20 protein-coding genes and 1 pseudogene are annotated in these 21,833 nt (G+C 63.8%); 9 read left to right on the top strand and 12 right to left on the bottom strand.

Annotated elements, in window-relative coordinates:
- Window positions 1–336: 336 nt before the first annotated feature.
- The 3 genes from ACFWAY_RS30290 to ACFWAY_RS30280 all read right to left on the bottom strand — a co-directional run bounded on the left by ACFWAY_RS30290 (window position 337) and on the right by ACFWAY_RS30280 (window position 3,579).
- Window positions 337–822, bottom strand: a complete 486-nt coding sequence (locus ACFWAY_RS30290) for a MarR family winged helix-turn-helix transcriptional regulator (protein ID WP_378513162.1) — start codon at window positions 820–822, stop codon at window positions 337–339.
- 397 nt (window positions 823–1,219) lie between these two features.
- Window positions 1,220–2,116 carry an RNA polymerase sigma-70 factor gene (locus ACFWAY_RS30285; protein ID WP_378513161.1) on the bottom strand — a complete coding sequence of 299 codons (897 nt, stop codon included), beginning with the start codon at window positions 2,114–2,116 and terminating at the stop codon, window positions 1,220–1,222.
- A gap of 104 nt (window positions 2,117–2,220) precedes the next feature.
- Window positions 2,221–3,579 (bottom strand): NAD(P)/FAD-dependent oxidoreductase, encoded by a 1,359-nt coding sequence (locus ACFWAY_RS30280; protein WP_378513160.1) that lies wholly within the window; start codon window positions 3,577–3,579, stop codon window positions 2,221–2,223.
- Window positions 3,580–3,807: 228 nt separating this feature from the next.
- Here ACFWAY_RS30280 and ACFWAY_RS30275 point away from each other — a divergent pair, with 228 nt between their 5' ends.
- The 3 genes and pseudogenes from ACFWAY_RS30275 to ACFWAY_RS30265 all read left to right on the top strand — a co-directional run bounded on the left by ACFWAY_RS30275 (window position 3,808) and on the right by ACFWAY_RS30265 (window position 5,560).
- Window positions 3,808–4,518 (top strand): hypothetical protein, encoded by a 711-nt coding sequence (locus ACFWAY_RS30275; RefSeq protein WP_378513159.1) that lies wholly within the window; start codon window positions 3,808–3,810, stop codon window positions 4,516–4,518.
- Between the two features lie 177 nt (window positions 4,519–4,695).
- A pseudogene (locus ACFWAY_RS30270) lies at window positions 4,696–5,172 on the top strand (RES family NAD+ phosphorylase); the annotation flags it as partial.
- 166 nt (window positions 5,173–5,338) lie between these two features.
- Window positions 5,339–5,560 carry a hypothetical protein gene (locus tag ACFWAY_RS30265; protein WP_378513158.1) on the top strand — a complete coding sequence of 74 codons (222 nt, stop codon included), beginning with the start codon at window positions 5,339–5,341 and terminating at the stop codon, window positions 5,558–5,560.
- Here the strand turns inward: ACFWAY_RS30265 and ACFWAY_RS30260 are convergent.
- Complete coding sequence (locus tag ACFWAY_RS30260) at window positions 5,541–6,167, bottom strand: hypothetical protein (protein WP_378513157.1); 627 nt, start codon at window positions 6,165–6,167, stop codon at window positions 5,541–5,543. The two genes, ACFWAY_RS30265 and ACFWAY_RS30260, sit on opposite strands and share 20 nt — an antisense overlap.
- A 375-nt stretch (window positions 6,168–6,542) precedes the next feature.
- Here ACFWAY_RS30260 and ACFWAY_RS30255 point away from each other — a divergent pair, with 375 nt between their 5' ends.
- The 6 genes from ACFWAY_RS30255 to ACFWAY_RS30230 all read left to right on the top strand — a co-directional run bounded on the left by ACFWAY_RS30255 (window position 6,543) and on the right by ACFWAY_RS30230 (window position 13,016).
- Window positions 6,543–7,136 carry a TetR/AcrR family transcriptional regulator gene (locus ACFWAY_RS30255; RefSeq protein WP_378513156.1) on the top strand — a complete coding sequence of 198 codons (594 nt, stop codon included), beginning with the start codon at window positions 6,543–6,545 and terminating at the stop codon, window positions 7,134–7,136.
- Window positions 7,137–7,397: 261 nt separating this feature from the next.
- Window positions 7,398–9,023 (top strand): AMP-binding protein, encoded by a 1,626-nt coding sequence (locus ACFWAY_RS30250; RefSeq protein WP_378513155.1) that lies wholly within the window; start codon window positions 7,398–7,400, stop codon window positions 9,021–9,023.
- 14 nt (window positions 9,024–9,037) lie between these two features.
- Window positions 9,038–9,916, top strand: coding sequence for an SDR family oxidoreductase (locus ACFWAY_RS30245; protein WP_378513154.1), 879 nt, complete (start codon window positions 9,038–9,040; stop codon window positions 9,914–9,916).
- Window positions 9,917–9,934: 18 nt separating this feature from the next.
- Entirely contained in the window at window positions 9,935–10,759 is an 825-nt protein-coding gene (locus tag ACFWAY_RS30240) for an enoyl-CoA hydratase/isomerase family protein (RefSeq protein ID WP_378513153.1), read from the top strand.
- 776 nt (window positions 10,760–11,535) lie between these two features.
- Window positions 11,536–12,438 carry an HpcH/HpaI aldolase/citrate lyase family protein gene (locus tag ACFWAY_RS30235; protein ID WP_378513152.1) on the top strand — a complete coding sequence of 301 codons (903 nt, stop codon included), beginning with the start codon at window positions 11,536–11,538 and terminating at the stop codon, window positions 12,436–12,438.
- 215 nt (window positions 12,439–12,653) lie between these two features.
- Window positions 12,654–13,016: a hypothetical protein gene (locus ACFWAY_RS30230; protein WP_378513151.1), complete on the top strand. Its 363-nt coding sequence runs from the start codon at window positions 12,654–12,656 to the stop codon at window positions 13,014–13,016.
- 299 nt (window positions 13,017–13,315) lie between these two features.
- Here ACFWAY_RS30230 and ACFWAY_RS30225 read toward each other — a convergent pair whose 3' ends face one another.
- The 8 genes from ACFWAY_RS30225 to ACFWAY_RS30190 form a co-directional block, all read right to left on the bottom strand.
- Complete coding sequence (locus ACFWAY_RS30225) at window positions 13,316–13,912, bottom strand: hypothetical protein (protein WP_378513150.1); 597 nt, start codon at window positions 13,910–13,912, stop codon at window positions 13,316–13,318.
- A gap of 584 nt (window positions 13,913–14,496) precedes the next feature.
- On the bottom strand, window positions 14,497–15,840 hold the full coding sequence (locus ACFWAY_RS30220; RefSeq protein ID WP_378513149.1) for an MFS transporter: 1,344 nt from the start codon (window positions 15,838–15,840) through the stop codon (window positions 14,497–14,499).
- Between the two features lie 505 nt (window positions 15,841–16,345).
- Window positions 16,346–17,113 (bottom strand): SDR family NAD(P)-dependent oxidoreductase, encoded by a 768-nt coding sequence (locus tag ACFWAY_RS30215; RefSeq protein ID WP_378513148.1) that lies wholly within the window; start codon window positions 17,111–17,113, stop codon window positions 16,346–16,348.
- Between the two features lie 144 nt (window positions 17,114–17,257).
- Window positions 17,258–18,568: a cytochrome P450 gene (locus ACFWAY_RS30210; RefSeq protein WP_378513147.1), complete on the bottom strand. Its 1,311-nt coding sequence runs from the start codon at window positions 18,566–18,568 to the stop codon at window positions 17,258–17,260.
- Between the two features lie 51 nt (window positions 18,569–18,619).
- Window positions 18,620–19,207: a cysteine hydrolase family protein gene (locus ACFWAY_RS30205; RefSeq protein ID WP_378513146.1), complete on the bottom strand. Its 588-nt coding sequence runs from the start codon at window positions 19,205–19,207 to the stop codon at window positions 18,620–18,622.
- Between the two features lie 105 nt (window positions 19,208–19,312).
- Window positions 19,313–20,647: a hypothetical protein gene (locus tag ACFWAY_RS30200; RefSeq protein ID WP_378513145.1), complete on the bottom strand. Its 1,335-nt coding sequence runs from the start codon at window positions 20,645–20,647 to the stop codon at window positions 19,313–19,315.
- Between the two features lie 29 nt (window positions 20,648–20,676).
- Window positions 20,677–20,994, bottom strand: coding sequence for a ferredoxin (fdxA, locus tag ACFWAY_RS30195; protein WP_378513144.1), 318 nt, complete (start codon window positions 20,992–20,994; stop codon window positions 20,677–20,679).
- 63 nt (window positions 20,995–21,057) lie between these two features.
- Entirely contained in the window at window positions 21,058–21,816 is a 759-nt protein-coding gene (locus ACFWAY_RS30190; protein WP_378513143.1) for an SDR family NAD(P)-dependent oxidoreductase, read from the bottom strand.
- Window positions 21,817–21,833 lie beyond the last annotated feature (17 nt).

Genomic DNA, 21,833 nt, shown 5'->3' with positions numbered 1-21,833 from the left:
CCTGTCGGCCGGAACCAGCCGTCGACAACGTCTACGGCCACTTTCGCCTCGCCCACCCGACGCCATGACGGACAGGGATCGACGCCACCCGCGTTGTACGACTCCGCCCGCCACCGAGGGCGTCCTCGTCCCGCCCGGCCACAGCGGCCACGCGGTCGATGACCCCGGCAAGCCGTGCCACACCGGCCAACTCACCGGCGAGAATCGCGCGATTCGGTTTCGGCATCGACGCCCCGACCGCCGCCCGCAAGCGGTCGCAGCCACAGGGCGGGTTCGCCGCGAAAACAGCATGAGAGAAGGCGGGCACGCGGGCAGGAAGCCGATGCGTGAAAGCGCTTATGCGTCACCGCCTCCGGGATGGACAAACCGGGTCAGGAGCTCCGTCAACTGTTCGGGCTCGCCGGGCCCCAGCTCGGCAACCAGTCGCTCAGCCAGCGGCTCCGCCGCCACATGGGCCGCATCGAAAAGCTCGAGACCCCGAGGCGTGATCTCCACCGCCCGCGCCCGCCGGTCCCCCGGAACGGACTTGCGTATGGCCAGCCCCATCCGCTCCAGGTCGTCCACGACCCGCATGATTCCCGCCTTGTCCGTCCCCGCCGGCGCCACCAAGTCCCGCTGCACCGTGGCCCCGCGGTCGACCAGCACGATCAGCACGGCAAAGTGCCGCAACTCGATGCCGAGCGGCCGAAGCGCCTCCGCCATCACCGTGGCCGCGTGCCAGTGCGCCCGACGCAGCAGCAACCCGAGAGCGAAAGGCGAGGCATCCCCGGGGCGATCGGTCGCACGCGAGGTGGTGGTTCCGTGAGGAACGTCGGCGGTCATGAGGCCACACTACCCCCATCAATATCATTCGATACCGTATCATTCGATATGAAAAATGGGCTGTCGAAGAGATGCGGCCTCCCACCCCGCCCAGACCGTGACCGACTCGTGCGAGCGGGCGACCACTCCGCCGGGAAACGACGTTGTCCGCAATCAGGAAATATTTCCCGGCCGAGGACGGGCGGCGTCGCCGCAACCGTCGTTTCGTGGTCGACGCGACGGCGCAGCACCGCGCGTCGATCGCGATCCGGGCGAACAAGGCGATCTGCTCGACGGGGTGTGCCGCGCGGCGTCGGGCGCCTCCCCTCACCGGAGCTTGGTGAGTACGCGCCAGTTCTTCAGGTCGGCGAAGCCGTGCGCTACCGCGCACCCCGGTCGGCCGTGTCGGGGGGGACGGTCAGCGGGAGGCGAGGGGAGTTTCGGACTCGACACGGGTGAGCTTTTCGGGGTTGCGGACGTAATAGAGGCCCGTGACGTGGGCGTTCTCCACCCAGCAGGCCAGCACGCCGTCGATCACGCCGTCCACGCGCAGGATCAGTCCGGGGTTGCCGTTGACCGTCGTGGGCTCACCGGTGAAGGAGCCGCCGGCCTTTGCGAGACTGCCGATCATGTAACGGAGCACCTTGTCGGCACCGACGACCGGCCGCGGGGCCGCCAGCTTGAGGCCGCCGCCGTCGCTGACGAAGACAACGTCCGGGGCGAGTACGTTGAGCAGCCCCTGCAGGTCCCCGGTCACGAGGGCGGACTGGAACGAATTCAACGCCGCCCGGGCTTCTTCCGGGGAAACCGGTGTGCGCGGCCGACGGGCGTCGACCTGTTGGCGGGCGCGGTAGGCGATCTGGCGTGCGGCGGCGGGGCTCTTGTCGATCGCGTCCGCGATGTCGTCGTAGCCGATGTCGAAGACCTCGCGCAGCACGAAGACAGCGCGTTCGGTCGGGGAGAGGGTTTCGAGGATGAACATCAGTGCCAGCGACAGGTTCTCGGACAGTTCGACGTCCTCGGCCACGTCCGGCGCGGTGAGCAGAGGCTCGGGCAGCCAGGGGCCGAGGTAGGCCTCCCTGCGTCGCTGGAGGGTGCGCAGCCGGTTGAGTGCTTGCCGGGTCGTGATCCGTACCAGGTAGGCGCGCTGGTCCCGCACCTGCGCCAGGTCGACCTTGACCCACCGCAGCCAGGCCTCCTGGAGGACGTCCTCGGCGTCCGCCGCCGATCCGAGCATCTCGTAGGCGACGGTGAACAGCAGGTCGCGGTGGGCGACGAAGGCCTCCGTCGCGGGGTCGGTGACGTGGTCGTTCATGTCGTGCGCTTCACTCTCTCGTGGTCGGCCCATGGGCCGGACGCAGGCCGTGGAACATGTACCCAGTCTGACAACCGGGTTGTCGGCAGCAGCCTCCCCACTGGTCAGGCCGCGTGGGGCAAGCTGGTGGGACCGGGCGCCCCGGCGCCCCGGCGCCCGGCCACGGCATACGAGGCGTCGTTGTGTGCTTGCCACTCCGGCTCGGTCCCCCGTGGGCCGGACCGGTCGGGTCCGGCCCACGAAGGCTCATGGCTAGGCGAGCGTCGGGTGCCGGACGGGGTCGTGCGGTTGTTCGGCTGCGACGATGTAAGGCGTTCACCGTGGGATGCGCGGGACTTGGCCTTGCGTGCCCCGGACACCAACTTGTTGAGAGTGAACCGGCAGGCGATCTCCTTGACGCCGGCACCGAGCCCCCCGCTGATGCTGAGCGCGTTCACCTTGTCGTTCGGGTAGGAGAACTGGGTGACGCCCTCGTCTCGGCCGAGGCTGAGGCACTGCCCGGCGAAGAACATCCGGACCGGAGCGGCTTTCTTCCCCGCGATCCGGCACAGGATCGTGTCGGCGGCCGCCGGGCCCAGCTGGACGGCGGCCTGGCAGCTCATCCGGAACGGCCGGCCCGTCATCACTCCCGCATCCCCAGCAGCGACGATCCGCACCTCGTCCACACTGGTCAGCGTCGCGTCGGTGACCAGACGGCCTTCGGCGTTGGTGCTCAGCCCGCTGCGGGCGGCCAGGTCCGGGACACGGAATCCCGCGGTCCAGATCGTCACCGCGCTGGGCAGCTCGCGGCCGTCGTCGAGCCGTACGCCGGCGCGTGTAACCTCCGTCACCCGCGCACGGGGACCTTCGAGGACGGTCACGCCCAGCCTGGCGAGCCGGCGGGCAACCGGGCGGCGGACTCGCGCATGCAGGAAGGGGCCGAGCACGTCACCGCAGACCAGGGTGACCTTGCGGCCCGCTTCCGCCAGCTCGGCGGCGGTCTCCAGGCCGGTCGGGCCGGCCCCGACCACGGTCACCGGAGCCGACGCGGGCGTCGCGGCCAGCGTCGACCGCAGTCGTTCCGCCCCCTCGAGGTCCGACACCCAGTGAGCGAACTCCACCGCTCCGGGAACGCCGGGATCGGAGGCGCCGCTGCCCACCGCGTACACGAGGTAGTCGTAGGAGACCGCGGCACCGCCCGCCAGCGACACCCGCCGCTCAGCAGAGTCGATCCGGGTCGCGGCGTCCACCACCAGCCGGACGTTCCCGCCCAGAACCTCACCGAAGCCCTCGACCGCGTCATCGGAGCCGGTCACGAGCTGGTGCAGGCGGATCCGCGAGACGAAGTTGGGACGCGGATTGACCAGGGTCACCGACACGCCATCGCGCCGAGCCAGGCGATTGGCCGCCGTCACGCCCCCGTACCCGCCGCCGACCACGACCACCTCGACGTTCTCGTTCATCATGTCTCCCTCGTGTTTCATCATGTCTCCCTCGTGCTGCGGACTCGGCATTGAGACACCAGCCGCGCGCCCGGTGTAACAGCCCGCGGATGAGACGTGGCGCACATCGGACGCGACGGAAACGCCGCCCCTTCCGCCGCGAGAGACAAGGTCGGACAGGGGCCGAGGAGTCTCGTAGCGGACCCCCTCTACTCGCCGCAACGAAAGCAACGATGTACGATTTCGGTGCAAACGTAGCAAGGAGTGCTCATGTCGACCCACCGATCGATCTCTCCCAGGCGACACCACAAGCTCGCCGGCCACCGGCTGCGCCGCGACACCGCCACCGGCCGCTACACCCGTGCCGGCGACCGCCCGCAGGGCACTCCGTCGCCGGACGAACGGCGTTTGTCGGATCTGTCGACCCCCGAACTGATCGACGTCGTCGCCTCCGAGCTCGCCGCCCGCCCCGAGATGCACCTGGTCCGCAACCAGGTGACCGCGCTGCTGGCGATGGCACCGACCCTGACCGACCGCACCCAGGCCGCCCGGATCGGCGCCGACCTCGTCGACGACGCCATCGCACAGGCCGAGATCGAGCAGGCCGCCCGCCGGCACATCCTCGACCACCCGATGCTCACCGCCGGCCAGGTCGCCGCCGTCCTGCGCCGGCCCGCATCAGATCGCACCGTCGCCTCCCGCCTGCGCACCACCGGCAAGGTCGTGGCCCTGCCCGTCGGCAACAGCTACCGGTACCCGGCATTCCAGTTCGACGAGGCCACCGCCTCGGTCCGCGACACCGTCGCCGCGATCAACACGACCCTCGGTGCGGCCGCCGACCCCTGGGGGGTGGCGTCGTGGTGGCTGACCCCCTCCACCCGCCTGCCCGAGGGGCAGACCCCGGCCGACCTCGCCGCCGACCCGGACCCCGCGGCCGGTCGGAAGCTCGAGCGGCTCGCCGCCGCGGTGCTGCCCGACTGATGCCGAACCTCGAACCACCGGCCGCAGGTTTACTCCGGCCGGCGCACCGGACCGTGCTCACCGCCGGAACGGTGGTGTGGCGGGTGCACAGCAGCCACCGCGCCCCGCACGCCCCGAACCCGACCGCGCAGCCCGACGAACTCGCCGGCGGCCGCTTCGACTCCCTCGGGCCGCAGCTACGCCTACCTCTATATCGCCGACAGCCCCGACGGGGCGATCGCCGAGACCATCTGCCGGGACCTCCCCTTGGACCCCACCATCGCGAGGATCGTTCCCGCCTCCGCCGTGACCGGCCGCACCCTGACCGCCCTCACCGTCACCCGCACACTCACCGTCGCCGCACTCCACGGCCCGCACCTGGCGGCGGTCGGACAAGACCTCTGGCTCACCAAATGCGAAGCCCGGCACTACGTCACCACCCGGCGGTGGGCGCACGCCATCCGGGCCGCCGACCCCGACATCGACGGCCTTGCCTACCGGCCCCGGCACAACGAAGACACCCTCGCCTGGATCCTCACCACCGACCCCGCGATCACACCCCACCCCGACCTGACCGTCGACCCCACCACGCCCCTGCCACTCGACCACGGCCCCGGCCGCGATCTGGTCGCCCGCATCATCGCCGACCACAGCGCCATCCTCTCCCCCACCTGAACCGCACCAGCGGGCCCAACCTCCGACACCGACGGTGATGCGCACCGACCGCGAAGAGCGGCAGCCGCTCTTGTTTATGTGAACGATCCGCCGGTGCGGCCCGGGAAGTACGTGCGGAGCAACTACGACGGAAGGTCCGTCCACCTGACCATTCAGCACGCGAACCTTGCGCGAACGCGACCTGATCGGCCAGAGAATTCGGTGGCCGCACCAAATCTTCCGGACGATGGAGGTGCGCCTTCCTGTCGACGCCGAGCCGAATGACAGTATCCGCCGCGATATCGAGCACCAGGGAATTCCCGTGCCACGGCAGCTGGTCACCAGCCCGAACTGCCTGCTACCCGGCCTGGACGGAAGAGCCGAGTTCATCATTCCCACAACGCCCTGACTCCTACGGTTTCGGGCGGCCCAGACAACCGCGGCGCCGAGCCAACTCGACCACAGAAGTTCGGCTCACGACGTCGGAACACCCTGCACGCGAAACGATTTCGCACCGACGACCGATGCACAACGGTAATATCCGGGCGGAAAACCCCGTAGCGGAGGGTGCGCAACCCATCACACGGCGACGTCGAGTTCGAAAATAGTGCGATGGCATGGATCACATTCCCTGGATTTCCACGCCGTGGCTCACGAAGGTGGTCACTACTGCGCTGCAGGTTGACCGTGTAGCGCCCCTGCCGGCTGATATCCATCGTTGGCGGGGGCTGCGCTTGGCTGTGTACCACCCCATCCCGCACTGCGCCTGCCGCGTAGCGTGCCGACACCACTATCCGGAATGGCGTCCGCTGTAGGCGCACAACGCCCCACGCCGCGGCGAAACCGGCGACCTTGGCCTTGGTCGCGGCATCGGGCAGCGCGGTTCCGAAGACCGCGGTATCACCGAAATCGGAGACTACCCTGACCGCGACCGCGGCGCGCAGCGCCGCCCCGGCCGGTGCCGCGGCGAGGACAAGGCCGATCGCCGCATCGCGCACCCCCACCGCCCGGATCACCGTCGCGACCTCGGGTGCGACCGTGCCGTCGGCACGAGTGAGCCTGAGGGCTTCGCCAGCAGCTTCGGTGAGACGATGATCGCGGCACTATCAGGACACCCAGGACCCGGAGAAGGACGCGCGCGGCGGAAGACGACATTGCGGCCGTGTACCCCGCACCGGTGCCGCCCACCCCAACCCCCGCATTCACCCGGACCGAAGTGTCGGCGGCGCGGTGGTCGAGCCTCCCGCGCCTGCGCGCGACTGAAGCCAGGCCCGCACCGGTTGGTGAACCGGCTCAATCCACTCCGTGTGCCAGCGGCGTCGGGGCGCTCCCGCACTCTATGCTTCGATCATCCCTAACCGACGAACGATGCCGTCCGGAGAGCTGAGCCAATGACCGATCCCGCGCCGGCGGCCCGTCGCCGCGACCCCGATCGCAAGGAGAAGATTCTGGCGGCGGCGGCCGAGTTGGTTGCGCAACGCGGATTTCACGCGGTGTCGATGGCCGAGATCGGCGCCCGGGTCGGAATCAGCGGTGCTGCAGTGTATCGACACTTCGACAACAAGGGCACCCTCCTGTTGGCACTCTTCGACCGCTCCCTTGACGGTCTACTTCAAGAGGAGAATGTCATCGTCAGCCGCGAAGACATCCCGACAGCACTGCGGGCGCTTATCGATCGTCAGGTCGACTTCGTCGTGGACGAGCGCGAGTTCGCCCGTGTGTACTACCGGGAGGTCGAGCAACTCTCACCTGACGACCAGGTCCGCCTCCGGCGAAAGCAACGGCGGTATGTAGACGAGTGGGTGCACGTAGTGCGCGAACTCAACCCCTCGCTCGACGAATCCGCTGCCCGCGTTCAAGTCCACGCGACGATCGGCGCGATCCAGTCGGCCCTCATTCACAACGTCGGGATGCCCGATGATCGACTCAAGGTGATGCTTCGGCGGGCAGCGTATGCCGTCATAGGACTGTCCGAGACGCCCTGACGGCGCCGCCCCTGGGCCCGCCTCCCTTCCACCGCAGATTATTTGTTATTCATAAGTAACTTCTTGCCTCGGAGCATGTCATGAGGATCGTGAGATTGTCTCCATCCCCACGTGCACCGACGCCACTTCCCGCTGGATACGGCACGGTCGCCGCTACGACGGCAAGGCTCAAACGTGGCCCCTTTTGGTCCGATAGTTAATGGTGTATAACTTTTAACACGCGGCCGGGAGTACGGTGCGTTTGAGCTAGAAGGGCATGCCATGACTGTGAGCGCAGATCCCCAATTCGACGACCAGGTGCGCACCTACTATGACGCCGGGTACTGGGACCGTTCGACCTTCGTCACCCTGATCGACCACTGGGCCGATGTCGACCCCGATCACCCGTATATCTCCGACGGCACCGGCGCATACAGCTACGGCGAGTTTCGCAGCAGCGCTTGGACTCTCGCTGGATCACTGCTCGGTCTCGGGGTTCGACAGGGTGATCGACTCGTCGTCCAGCTACCCAACTGGAATGAGTTCTTCCTGGTCTACGCCGCGATCACCCGGATCGGAGCGGTCATGGTGCCGGTAGTCTCGGTCTACCGTGAGCACGAGGTGCAGTTCATTGTCGAGAACTCCCAAGCCGTCGGTCTCATCACCGCAGGTGAGTTCCGCGGGTTCGACCACGCGGCGATGGGTGCCCAGATCGCAGCCACAACGTCATGCGTGTCCTTCCACATAACGGTTCGCGCGAGCCAGAACGACGACCAAGTCGATCTTGCCGAACTACTCACCGAGCAGCACGATGCGACGGTCCTCCCACCGGCACCGGCCGCCGACGATCCCCACCTCATCCTCTACAGTTCGGGCACCGAATCGCGGCCCAAAGGGTGTCTGCATACCTGGAATACGGCAGCCTTCCTACCCAAGCAGGCGGTCCCGGTCTTGGACATGAACCGGTCGGACGTCGTGTTCGTGCCGTCACCGGTCGCGCACACGCTCGGTCTCACCCTCGGCCTCATGGCCCCCACCGTCGCGGGTGCGCAGGCCCACCTTCTCGATGTCTTCACCCCCGCCGGGGCCCTCGAGCGCATAGACACCTACGGGTGCACCGGCACCGCCAGTCCGGCACCGTTCATCCGCATGCTGCTCGACGCTTATGATCCATCGCTTCACGATGTGTCGCGATTGCGGTTTTGGCTCACCGCCGGTGCGGCCATTCCCGCGGCACTGGTGCAGGAGGCCCACGACCGGCTGTCCGCTTGCCGTGTTGTCAGCGCCTACGGGTCCAGCGAAATCATGATGGCCACGGTGTGCCGGCCTGACGACTCGGTCGAACAGGTCTCCTCGTCGGACGGTGCGCCGGTACCCGGTGTCGAACTTCGAATCGTCGACTTCGATGAGCAGGAGGTCAGTGTCGGTATCGACGGTGAGATCCGCTACCGCGGGCCCGGTCGCATGCTCGAGTACTGGGGTCGCCCAGAACTTAGTGCCGAGTCTCAGGACTCAGAGGGCTGGTGGCGTACCGGTGATCTCGGCAGGCTCGACGAGCACGGTTACCTGCGTGTGACGGGTCGGATCAAGGACATCATCATCCGTGCGGGGTTCAATATCAGCGCCCGCGAAGTCGAAGAGGCCCTGCTGCTGCATCCGGGGATTGCCGATGTGGCCGTGATCGGATTGCCGGAGGCCGCAGTCGGAGAACGCGCCTGCGCTGTGATTGTCCCACGCGGCGAGACCCGTCTGACCCTCGACGACCTCCGTCAGCACCTCGCTGAAGAACACAAGGTCGCGATCTGGAAGATTCCCGAACGCATCGAATACGTTGAGGAATTTCCTCGCACCGCGACCGGAAAGATTCAGAAGTTCACACTCCGCAACAGGTACAGCACCGCCGAGTGACAAGGACCGTCACCATGCCTTACCAGTCCGTCTACGCTACCGGTCTCTTCGACGACCACACGATCGTCGTCACGGGAGGCGGCAGCGGCATCGGCCGCTGCACGGCGCACGAGCTCGCTTCGCTCGGCGCACACGTGGCCATTATCGGCCGCAATCATGACAAGCTCGACCACGTGCGAGCCGAAATCACCGACGACGGAGGATCGGTGTCGACTCATGTCACCGACATCCGCGACGAGGACGGCATCGCCGCGGTAATCGACACAATCATCGCGGACCGCGGCCGCATCGATGGCCTGGTCAACAATGCCGGCGGACAGTACCGCTCACAACTCAAGGACATCTCCACCAAGGGCTTCGAAGCAGTTGTGCGCAACAACCTGACCGGCGGCTTCATCGTCATGCGGGAAGTGTTCAACCGCTCCATGGCCCAGCACGGCGGCTCGATCGTCAACATGATCGCCGACATCTGGCATGGTTGGCCCCACTTCTCCCATTCCGCCGCCGCACGCGGTGGCATGTTGACCCTCAGCGAGAGCGCGGCCACCGAGTGGGCTGCCGCCGGAGTGCGGGTCAACACCATCGCCCCCGGATCCATCGCCTCGAGCGGCCTTGACACCTACGACGAGAAGGACCGCGAGTTCATACAACGCGAGGTCACCCCCGGTATCCCATTGCAGCGTTTCGGCACCGAGGCAGAAGTCTCCGCCGCGATCGTCTATCTCCTATCCCCAGCAGCCCGATTCGTCACCGGCTCCTGCCTGCGCATCGACGGCGGAGCGCCCAACGCCCGCCGCGGCTGGTGGCAACTGCAGCCGGCCGTCCACAACGAGCCCTTCGATGGCTTCCATCGCTCCACCGCCCCCGAGATCCTCACCACCGTCTCGTCCTAATTCCCAAAAGGAGAAATCATGTCCAAGGTCATTTACGACAAGCGCGGTCCCGTCGCCCATATACGTCTGAACCGCCCTGAGGTCAAGAATGCCATCGACCTCGAAACCCACGAACTGCTCCGCGACATCTGGGCCGACTTCGCCGCCGACCCCGACCTCCGGGTTGCCGTCCTCACCGGAACCGGTGATGCCTTCTGCGCGGGAGCCGATCTCAAGACACACGTGCCGACGTGGAGCGACGGCGGTCCGATGCTGGCCCGCAACAAGCTGCCCGACGGCTTCGCCGGTGGCATTACCCGCGGCCAGCACCGCATCTACAAGCCGATCGTCGCTGCACTCAACGGCTGGGTCCTCGGCGGCGGCCTCGAGCTCGCCCTCGCCTGTGACATCCGAATCGCCTCAGAGAAAGCACAGTTCGGCTCGTTTGAGCTGCGCCGGGGTATGCACCCCGCCGACGGCGGAATCGTGCGCCTGGTCAACACCGTCGGTGTAGGAATCGCACTCGAGATGGAACTAACCGGAGAGCCGATCGACGCGCAGCGCGCCCTGCACGCCAATCTCGTCTCACGTGTGGTCCCTCATGACGACCTCGAGTCGGCCACCGACGACCTCGTAGTCCGGATTCTCCGTAACGACCAGAAGGCCATGGAATCGGCGAAGGAGACGATCTTTGAGGTGATCGGGCGTCCGCTCGACGACCAACTCAAACTTGAAGCCCTTCTCGGTTACGCACTATGCGGTGGCAATCCTGCGATCAGCGAACGCTCGGCCCAATTCTTCGACAAGTCCGATCCCGGCCGAGCCGGAACTCATGTCGTCGCACTCGAATCAGAGAGTGCATGATCTGCGACTAGCACACCAACTCAGGAGATCATCGAGCTTGCACGAATCTGGATACCCTATGGAGGAGTGCCCTCCGAGCTAACCTTCGAGACGTTGGGAATCTCCAAGCGTCAGTTCATCGACAGACTCTGGCAAGCAGTCACAGACACCAACTGCGAGTGTCTCCTCGTGCGCGATCTGACTCTTGTCTATCCCCGCAACAGTCACCCCTCCCTCCGCAATCAGCCTGCCGGCGAATTAGTGGCCAACTCAGTGAATGGACCAGCCGTCGGCCGCCCCACGGATCCGGATCCGGGATCCGGATCCGGGATGTCCCTGTAGAACTGCTTCGCCGACTGCCTGAGCTCGTGGGGAAACAGCCGGGCCGTCGCAACTTCCAACTGCTCGCGCTCGCACGCCAATCACGAATCTGCGAAATACCGATTCGCTGCACGCGTTCCGTGGATCGACACACCGTGGACAGCCCTTCCCGTGGAACGCGCTGACTGGAAGATGAGCGCCAGCTCGGTCGAATCACCGGACGATCCAGAGCCTTCGCGCCCGGTCCCCGTCAGGTTTGGGGCCACATTCACGGACCAAGCCTTCGGCATCACCGTGCGCTCCGAACTACAGTAAAAGCCCACAGCACGAGGAAATCGGGTCCTGCGAAAGTGAGGCACACGACTCGCTCAGCGAGTGATCTCCTGGTAGTCGGAGCGGCACGGGCCGCGTTCACGCGCACGCCAACTGCCACCGCACTCGCAAAACTCAATCGGTCCAGAAAGGTTGCAGAATTAATGACCATAACCCACCCAAAAATACCCATCCGCTCGATGTTGTTCGTCCCCGGCAACCGCACCGCGTGGGCTCCGAAAGCGCTCGCTGCCGGAGCAGACGCGATCGTCTTCGACCTCGAAGATGCGGTGCCGGAAGCGGAGAAGCCCGCCGCCCGCGAAGCGGTTGCCCAGTATCTTCAACACAGAGAAACCGAACCTGCCTTCGTCCGCATCAATGCCCTCGCTGACAGGCGCGCCCTCGACGATCTACAGGCGATCGTCGGGCCGAAGCTGACCGGCATCCTCGTCCCAAAGGTCGAAACGCCCGCCGAGATAGCGCTAGTCGAGCGATTACTCGACTGGCTAGAGTCCGATGCCTGCATGGCCAGAGGGAGTGTACGCATCGTTCCGGTATTCGAGACCGCACTCGGTATCCGGCAGGCCCACGAGATCGCCACCTCGCCACGGGTGGCATACGCCGGTGGACTCGGGGTCAAGGGCGGCGATGTCGAACGATCCCTCGGCTACCGCTGGACCGCGGAAGGTACTGAAACGCTGTTCGTACGCAGCGCTGTGCTCGTCGACGTCCGAGCTGCCGGCGTCCACAACCCCATGACCGGGCTATGGACTGACGTCAACGACCTCGTCGGCCTACGCCGATTCGCCGAACAGAGCCGTGGCCTAGGTTACGAGGGCATGCTAGCAATTCACCCCAGCCACATCCCGATCATCAACGACGTGTTCACACCGAGCGATGCGGAACTGAACTGGGCCGAAGGACTGCTGCAGGCGATGGATACGGCAGCAGCGGCCGGCTCCGGAACTGCTTCGTACCAAGGTCACATGGTCGACGAAGCGATGGTAACGACCGCACGTGCCCGTCTAGCTCGATACCGCACAAACAACCCTGACGTTAGACGATGACATCAGCGCAGCTACCGACTTTGGCAGCTCGTGCCGCGCCCGTGAAAGTTGCCCTGTTGCGCCCCGACACGCCGGCAGTTTGCCGGGACTGCGGGAGGCCTGTGGGTCACGTTGTGGTGGTGGCAGAACATGTGCGGGTCTGAGACATTGATGCGACGAAGTACGGCGGCTGTTGCGGATCGTGCGTCGCGGGAGCGGGTCGGTGGCGAGCGCAGATGATCTCGCTGTCCGCGCAGAGCATGCCGGTGGGCAAGATCGCCGAGGTCACCTTCACCAGGGCCGACCGGGTCCGGGACGTGATCCACAACTTCAGCACGGACGGGTTCGCCTCGCTGTACCCTCCTCAGGGTGGGGTGATCAGCCCGTTGCTACTAGATGTCGCTCTGCACGGTATGGAGTCCGCCGCCGGAGTCCGATACCACGTCACCGGTACTCATGCCGGGAAGACAATGTCGGGCTGCCCGGTGGTCATCCGTTACGCCGATGATCTGCTGGCCCTGCCACTCACATGCACAGGCCGAGCAGGTCAAGGCGCAGCTGGCGGAGTGGTTGGCTCCCAGGGGTTTGGTCTTCAATGAGGCTGTCAGCGACAAAGCGCCAGCACCACCCGCCGTGCTGGCCTCCGTGGACAAGCACAATCGGTGGGAGCGATGAATCGATAGGCATGGGATCCTCCTGAAACCGCCATATTGGTTGTAACTATCGACATGCTGAAGTACTTGGACCAACGCATCCTTTTGCAGTTAGTTGCTAGAAATTGGCCATAGCTGCCTGGATCGGCTGAACGCCCCCGTCCGCACCCTTGAAAAGCAGCCGGCCAAGCAATCATGACTGTGATGACGGCACCTCTACGGTCCAGGAATACGGAGCGACCGAATCAGCGTAGGAAGTCGAACCATTCCTGCAATTCGGACCAGAGTGCTTGGCGTTTCGGCGAGAAGTTGTGCATATGCGCGCTACCCCCGAGCTCGTAGAGTGTCACCTGAGGGCTGGCTTTGTAGGCGTTGGACTCGTCCCGCAGATCGGGGACGATGTCAATCTGTCCCGCGCCAACGAAGACTGGAACGTCCACCAGTGCAGCCTCTTTCCCGACGATTCCGTCGGTCAGGCACTTCGTTACGAACGGTGGGAACGTCTGCGTTATCCAAGGAGGCAGGTCACGCGCACGCCTCGCGGGAAACCCGACATTCATGTCTTCGTCGACGAGACGTTGTGGGACGTCGTCGCAGTGATATGCAAATCGCAAGTGCGAATTGTTCTCGACGATCGGTCCAGTCCAAGCGTCTTCGAGATTCGTCTTGGCTCGGTCTGATTCCTGAACCCCGGGCTCGATGTATCCGTTAGGCGTCGGGATCATCGAGTGGACTGCGCTGAATCCCAGGACCGCTATCGCATCGAACGTCGAGTACAGGGCTTGTTGCACGATAAGTTGCATTGCCCCGAGTGAATGCCCAATGCCGACGGCCTTGTCCACCTCAATACCTCCCCAGGAGCCACCGAGAGCTCCGGCGCGCAGTCGCTCCAAGGTCCAGACGACAGCCGAATCGACCGCACGGGCTGTTGTTTCCAGGTCTCGTTCTTCTTGAGCTAGGCGTGTTCCATCGCCATCGCCGAAGGGATCGCAGCTGATGAAGACGGTACCGCGGCGTGCGTGGTACTCGGCCTCGCTAGGTCGGGGCAGGTCAGGGTGGTCGAGCAGGTAGTAAAACTTGTTCTATCCACCGCCTGGAAATCCGAAGCACACGGTGCGAGGACCCGAGAATTCCGGGTCAATGACCAAGACAGCGCCGATTTTTCGCACGCTGCCAGTCGGGATGGTCGGTGTCACTTCCATATTGAAATGGAAGTGCAGAAGTTTTCGATCTGCCATGGAGCTACTCAATTCCTATTCCTATTCGAATGGAGCGATTGTGGGGGAGATTGAAATGCGTAGTTCGGCGAAGATCTCGTCCATGACATGACGAATGCGCCGCCTGCGGTCGCCCGATGGATCGAGAGAACAGCACCGACTCTTCGGGTTAGAGGGACTGCGGCCGCTCCATCGACAGTGCCCGTGCATCACTGGGGGAGTTTCTGCGGCTCTTTGGAGTCTTCTCGGGCCGACTGTTCGACAGAATGATCGTCGATCGCACACTCCTGCAGGAGGAGGGTGGCCAACAGGGCGACGATCCCGGCGGCAGCCATGTAGCAGGCGATGGCTATCCAGCTCTGGAAACTGTCCAACAGGTAGGTAGCAATCATCGGCGCGATCGACGCTCCAATCACCGCACCCACGTTCGTGCTGATGGCGAGACCGGAGTATCTGACCGCCGTCGGGTAGAGCAACGGATAGAAGGCGCCCTGTACGCCATAGGTCGCCGAGAACCCGACGAGTGGGACGAGGAATCCGAGGACTATGAGACCGAGGTTGCCAGTGTTGAAGAGCGGGAACCAGATGAACGGCGAAACGATCATGACGGCGATCCCAGCGCAGAAGATGAGCTTCCGATCGATCCGGTCGCCGAGCCAACCGAAGAACGGAATGACGACCGTGAGCAGTGCCGCGACGATCATCGTGGTGGTGAATACTTTCGTGGAGCTGACATCAATCGTTTTTCCGTAGGCAGCCGAGAATGTTGTTACAACGTAGAACGTAATTCCCACGGGCAGCGTCGACAGCGCAGTCAGGATGAGTGTGCGGGCGTGCCGGCGGATCAACTCGGCCGAGGGCCGACTCGTTGTGTCACCCGCAGTCTTCGCAGCAGTGAAGACGGGACTCTCTTCGAGTTTGAACCGAATATAGAAGGCGATGACCAGAAGTGCGAGACTGAGCAGGAAGGGCACTCGCCACCCCCAGGACAGGAGTTGACCCTCTGGCAATTGACTGATCGCAAGGAACACCCCGTTGCCTAAGATCAGGCCCCAAATGTTGCCCGATCCCACGATTCCCGCGAAAAGCGTCCGATGCGACCGCGGCGCGTGTTCGAGCGTCATGATGAACCCGCCACTTGCCTCGCCGCCGAGCGACAGGCCCTGCAGTAGGCGCAGCAGAACGAGGCAGATGGGCGCAGCAATGCCGATCTTGTCGTAGGTGGGCAGCAATCCGATCGCGAACGTGGCGACTCCCATCCCGGACAGGGTGATCATCAGAATCGGGCGGCGCCCTAGGCGATCGCCGAAGTGGCCGAAGATCCAACCTCCGACTGGCCGGGCGACAAACGCAATTGCAAAGGTCGACAGGGACAACAGGGTCCCTACCAGCGGGTCGAATGTGGGGAAGAACAGCTGGTTGAACACCAGAGACGCCGAAAGGCCGTAGATGAAGAACTCGTAGTACTCGATTGTGTTTCCGAGCAAGGTTGCCGCTACGACCTTACGACCCTGGTATAGCTGGGATTTGTCGCCCTGTGAGGTGGATTTCATTGTCTCGCTTCGCTTCGTTCATACGGGTGCTGGTGCAAACGCCGTCAATCGGATCAGGGCATTTGGGCACCGGACGGATATGCCGTCAGTGCGGTCTTTTAAAGGTGAATCTGGCGTATGATTGTCCGATTGGATCACGTGTCGCGCGTCACGTCAACCGCGCTACGCGGTCCAGGACACGGGCAAACTCGGGACGCTGACGTGGCCTGCGGCGGTGCTCAAATTCGGGCCCAGATCCCACGCAGCCAGCGGTTCGTTGGCGTCGTCGTCCGTAACCGTCGAGAGTCTGACTGCCAGTTGGCAGACAAGCAGGAATCCGGGAATCCCCGCACGAACGGTTGCGTGGCCTGATGCTTGTTGCTTCTCGAACCTCAGACGGTAACGCCTCGACCATCCCACGGAACTCTGCTTTGCACCCCAGAGTCTTTCGATTCATCTGTCGAGCCATTCATGTTCGCCCATGCGGGGTCGTAGGCGATCTGACCCGTCACCAAACCACCGGTCTTTACTTGCCCTCGAGTGTGCTGCCGCCATCAACGACGAGAATTGCACCCGTCACGTAGCTGGCTTGGTCGCTCGCCAACCAGACACCGACGTTGACGATCTCGTCGGGAGTGCCCATCCGTCCGAGAGGAATGCCCGCTTCGAGTGCGGCGATGACGGCCGCCGGATCTGGCGAAGCGTCGGCGTATCCGCGCGCCATCTGTGTGTCGATGCAGCCGGGTGCGATTGCATTGACCCGGATATCTGGCGCGAGCTCGGCTGCGCACGATTGGGTCAGTTGTAGGCAGCCGGCCTTCGATGCCCCGTACGGAATTTGAGTTGGGTACACCCGGAATCCACCCATCGAGGATACGTTGGTGATGGAGGCTCCTCGGCGACCCCGCATCAGGGGGACGAAGGCGCGAGTGACGAGAAAAACTCCCGTCAGATTGACATCAAGTGTCCTGTGCCACTGCTCGTCCGTGATGTCGGCAAGTGGACTGACCGCCATCACTCCTGCGTTGTTGTAAATGGTGTCGACATGCCCTCGAGTCGAGCGCACGTGCTCGGCCATAGCGTTCACCGCGGAGCTGTCGGTAATGTCCGCTTTGTAGAATTCGACGTCGTGTCCGGCAGCGGTCAACTCCTCCACGAACTCCGAGGCGCCGACATCGGTCACGTCAGTTGCGATAACAGCGGCCCCTTCTGCGGCGAACCGCCGGCATGCAGCGCGACCCATATCGCCTATCGCGCCGGTCACGAGTGCAACTTTTCCGTCCAATACTCCCACAACTACTCCTTTCGAAGACCTGCCGATCCAACCGGGGTCGGCGGAGGTTCCTGTTGTCGTTCACAATGCATCTGAGGCGGCCCGTGAAGTCGCCAACTGTCAATAGCCTTCACACCGAACCTGGACTGCTGACAGCGGCAGTCGTCATCGACGGGCTCGTGGGGTGAACTCGAGATGAAGTTGATCCAGGCAACGCACGACATAGTTGGGTCGATAGGTCAGTGCATCTGGCGAATCCACGAGTCGTATCGATTCGAAGCGCTCCACCATCGCCTTGAACGTGTGAAACATCTCCCGGCGGGCCAGAGTGTTGCCGAGACACACGTGAAGACCGGTGCCGAACGCGAGGTGCCGTCGCGGGTTCTTTCGATCAAAGTCGAGCTCGTCCGGGTCCTCGTAGTGCCGGTCATCTCGGTTCGCGGACCCAAAGCGAAGATTGACCACCGAGCCGGCCGGAATGGTGACCCCATGCAACTCGACGTCTTCGGCAGCCTGCCGGAACATTCCTTGTACGGGGGCCTCCAGCCGTACCACCTCTTCGATGAACGTATCGAGGTAGGCGTCGGGGTCAGATGCGAGCTTGTCGAACATCGGCGGATTCTCCGCCAGGAGTCGCGCACCACCGGCTAATGCACCCGTGGTCGTTTCACCGCCGCCAACCATCATGTCCGTCGTGATGAACCCGTGAAGCTCCTCGTCCGTCAGAACACGATCCCATTCGGGGACCGGGGTGTTGACGATCGTGCTGAGGAGGGTGTCGTCCGGCTCGCGGCGTACCCGCTCGAAGTGAGACTGTGCGTACTTCTGGAAGTCGAGTTCTAGCCTGGCGGCGCGCTGCTCGATCTCCGGTGTAGCCATGAGTCCTGCACGCGCGATCCATGCGAGGGTCATATCCTTCACGAGTGGTAGGTCGGTTGCTGGCAGTCCGACGTGTTTCATGATCGCGGTCAGCGTCATCGGCGCCGCGAACTGGCTCACCCACTCACACCGACCGTCGTCGATGAACCCGTCGATCAACTCGTCAACGGTCTCACCCACGATCCGATCGAAGTGCGCCTGATTCGTTGGCCGGAACGCGGCCTCGAAGAGCGACCGCCGGACCTGAGAATGCTCTGGTTCGTCGCGTGCGTTGAGAGCGGGCCCTGGCTCCCACCCGTCGTTCTCGTAGGCCTTTGCCAGGGCGTCGTTCTTCTGCTGGGACTCGAAACGCTGCTTCGAATCTCCGCCGTCCACCGAAAGTCCGATCTCTCCGACTGTCTGCGTCGAGATCGTGTTGCGAAAACGTTTGGTGTCCATCTCGACGGCGCGTATGTCGTCGTAGCGAGTGAGCACGAACATCCCGGTGGTGGGGTCTTGCCATACCGGCGAATCGTCGCGCAGCTGGCGATAGGCCGGAAATGGGCAATCGTTTGTGCGCCGGTCGAAGAAGTCGACGTTGTGGGCTGTCTCGGTCATGTTCTTTCCTCCATCTTTCGGTGTGCCTGCCAGTACCGACCCTTGTTTCGTTCAGCCGAGGCCCGCCACCCACTCATCGACGGCGAGAACATCCGCATGCGCGGGAAAGACGTTCTCCAGCAACATTCGGTGCACTGCTGTATCACCGTCAGCGCACCCGTCGGACAGAACCTTGATGCGATAGTCCAGGTCGGCGGCTGCCCGCAGCGTCGACAGGACCACGCCGGAAGTTGCCACGCCGGCTAACACGAGAGTTTGGATTCGTCGCGAACGGAGGATCATCTCGAGGTCGCTGCCGGCGAATGCGCTGATGCGCCGTTTGGTAACCAGAATGTCCGATTCGCGGGGCCGGAGTGCCTGGTGGACTTCCGTTGCCGGGTTGTTCTCGGTGAAGTCGAAGTTGGCGGTGACAACTCCGAAGATCTTGTTGGTCGAGGCGACTTCGGGATATCCGTCGCGGAACAGGACGCGCACGTGGATGACGTCGATGTCGGATCGTCGTGCAACTTCGGCAGCGCCTGCCAGTCGGGTCAACAGCTCGTCATCCCCGCCGAATGCGGGGACGACGATTGGCATGAGGTCCATCAGCAGCAATGCGGCTCGAGCCTCGTTTCGTTCAGCGTCGACTGCCTTGTTCACAAGTCCTCCAGTTTGGGCGGCGGACTGAGCCGCCGGATGAGTTATCTTTCGTAACAATCGGTTTGCCAATAGTCATGGGCTCATCAATGAGAATGATGACCTCTGCTACTCGGTCGGACGCCGAGAACTCGCCTGGAGCAGCTCGTCGAGTCGGTGGATCTTTACTCTCGCTCTGCCCAGCCTCGCCCCGCGTGCTACCTCGGCACCATCGATCGCGTTCCATCCATCCCACGGGACTACCTCGACGCCGCGTTCACGCAGCATCGAGACGATGGCGCCTGGATCGCGTTCGAGAGCACGTGGGAAGTCTCTGGCATTGCTTAGAAGTGCCGTCACGGTCTCGAGCGAATCACGGCGATTCGTTCCTATCACTCCTGTTGGCCCACGCTTGAGCCATCCAGCGACATAGACCGCCGGGCGAGTATCGTCGCCGTCGAACACCCATCCGTTCGTGTGCGGCACCGTGGCGGTGGACGGGTCGAATGGGAGTCCCGGAAGGGGTTCAGCGCGGTAGCCGACGGAGGTGAGCACCAGACCGGCGTCGATCACGTCCCGACGCGCACGGTCAGTCTTTCCGTGGTCGCTATCGCCTTCGGTTGCCTCCAGTACGACAGATTCAGCTCCCAGGTGGCCGAAGACTGCGACCGGGCGCCGGAAGAACGTGAAATGGATCCGGCGCGCACACCCCCTCGGCAGGCTTCCGAGCGTCCTCAATGCCGCGACCATGCGGACGGTCGGTGGTGCGGCTTGTTTCAACTCGGATTCGGTCACCCGTAGGACGCAGGGGTCAACGATGACGTCGACATCATCGAGCTTCCCGAGTTCGACGATTTCCTTTGTCGTGAACTTCGCTTGCAGTGGTCCCCGGCGGCCCACGATGCGCACGTCCTCGATGGGGCTCTCCACGAGGAGTTCCAGAACATGTTGCGGCACATCGGTTTGCAGCAAGGTCTCACGTGGATTGACCAGCATCCGAGCAACGTCGAGAGCAACATTGCCGTTACCGATTACGACCGCCTGTTTGGCCGTGAGCGCAAAGCGTTCAAATGTCGCGTTCGGGTGCCCGTTGTACCAAGAGACAAAGTCCGCCGCCGCGAAGACTCCGGGGAGGTTCTCGCCCGGGATGCCAAGACGCCGCGTGCTGTTGGCGCCAGAGGCGAAGATGGCGACATCGTAGTACCGCCGCAGGTCGAGCATCGTGATATCGCGGCCATATGCGACATTGCCCAGAAATCGGACGCTTTCGTGGGACAGGATCTCACCGAAGGAATCGATGATCGACTTGATTCTTTCATGATCAGGTGCCACACCGTACCGCACGAGACCGTATGGCACAGGCAATCGTTCGATAACGTCGACAGATATCGACGTGCCCGGCAGGGACTCGAGTAGCGCCTCTACGCAGTATGCCCCGGACGGCCCGGAGCCGACGACGGCCACGCGAAGATGCCGATGGTGCGGTTCAGACACTACTTATCCTTCGGCTCGAGCTTACGAATGGAGGGTGGGTCGAACCCGAGTGGGCCGTGCTTCTTCGCGCTGCGCGGAGAGCCCACTGCGCTGAACACCTCGTCCGTAGCTGCGAGGAATAGTGATGTTTCAGGGCCGTCCTCTGCATAGAGGACGGCGTCCTGCGGGCAGACCAGTTCGCAGGCGCCGCAGTCGATGCACTCGTCGGGCTGGATGTACATCATCCTGTCGCCCTCGTAGATACAATCGACGGGGCATTCGAGAACGCACGACTTGTCCATGATATCGACGCAGCCGGCTGTCACGACGTACGGCATAGTTCTTCTCCTCTCTGCCGAAGTGGGCCACGACGGATTCGTCGCTCCGCCTCGTCCCCGGTGCTATCGCAGGATTGATCCACCATCGATGGCAATCTCTTCACCGGTTACGAAGCTGGATTGGTCGCTCGCAAGCCACAGCGCAAGATCTGCGACCTCGGACGACTGACCGAACCGTTGCAAGACGGTCTGCTGGCTCATGGCCTCCCACGCCGTCTCGGGATTCGGCAGCCCTGCCGCGAAACCCCTCGCCATCGGGGTGTCGATCATTCCTGGGCAGACGACGTTAACTCGGATGTTCGGTGCAAACTCGACGGCTGCAACCTTGCTGAACTGGATGACACCCGCTTTGGCCGCGCCATAGGCAGAGAGGCTGTCCCAAGCCCTGAGCGCCCCCGTGGAGGACAGGTTGATGATCGACCCTGACCGGTCGGCCATCAGGGGTGCGAAAGCTCTCGTCATGAGGAAGACGCTCTTGAGATTCACATCCAGTATTCGGTCCCACTCATCGTTGCTGGTTTCGAGGATGGGTTTCAGCTGCATGAGTCCGGCATTGTTGTAGAGGACGTCGATGCTTCCGTACTGCGCGGCGACGACCTCGGCGGCTTCGTCGACCTCCACCGCTGATGACACGTCCACTTTTCGGAACTCGAACTTCGAGCCAGCCTGCGCCATCTCCTTGGCGAACAGTTCCGAGCCCTCGTCAGTCCAGTCCATTCCGACAACGGTCGCGCCTTCGGCGCCGAATCGCTCGCATACAGCGCGACCCATTCCACCGAGAGCTCCCGTCACTACGGCGATCTTTCCGTCAAGCGTGAGCATTGCAGTCCCTTCTCCAC

It is taken from the genome of Rhodococcus sp. NPDC059968 (assembly GCF_042738615.1).
GTDB lineage: Bacteria > Actinomycetota > Actinomycetes > Mycobacteriales > Mycobacteriaceae > Rhodococcus_F.
Note: the sequence above shows the minus strand (reverse complement) of the source record. Positions and strands in the feature narration are given on the sequence as shown.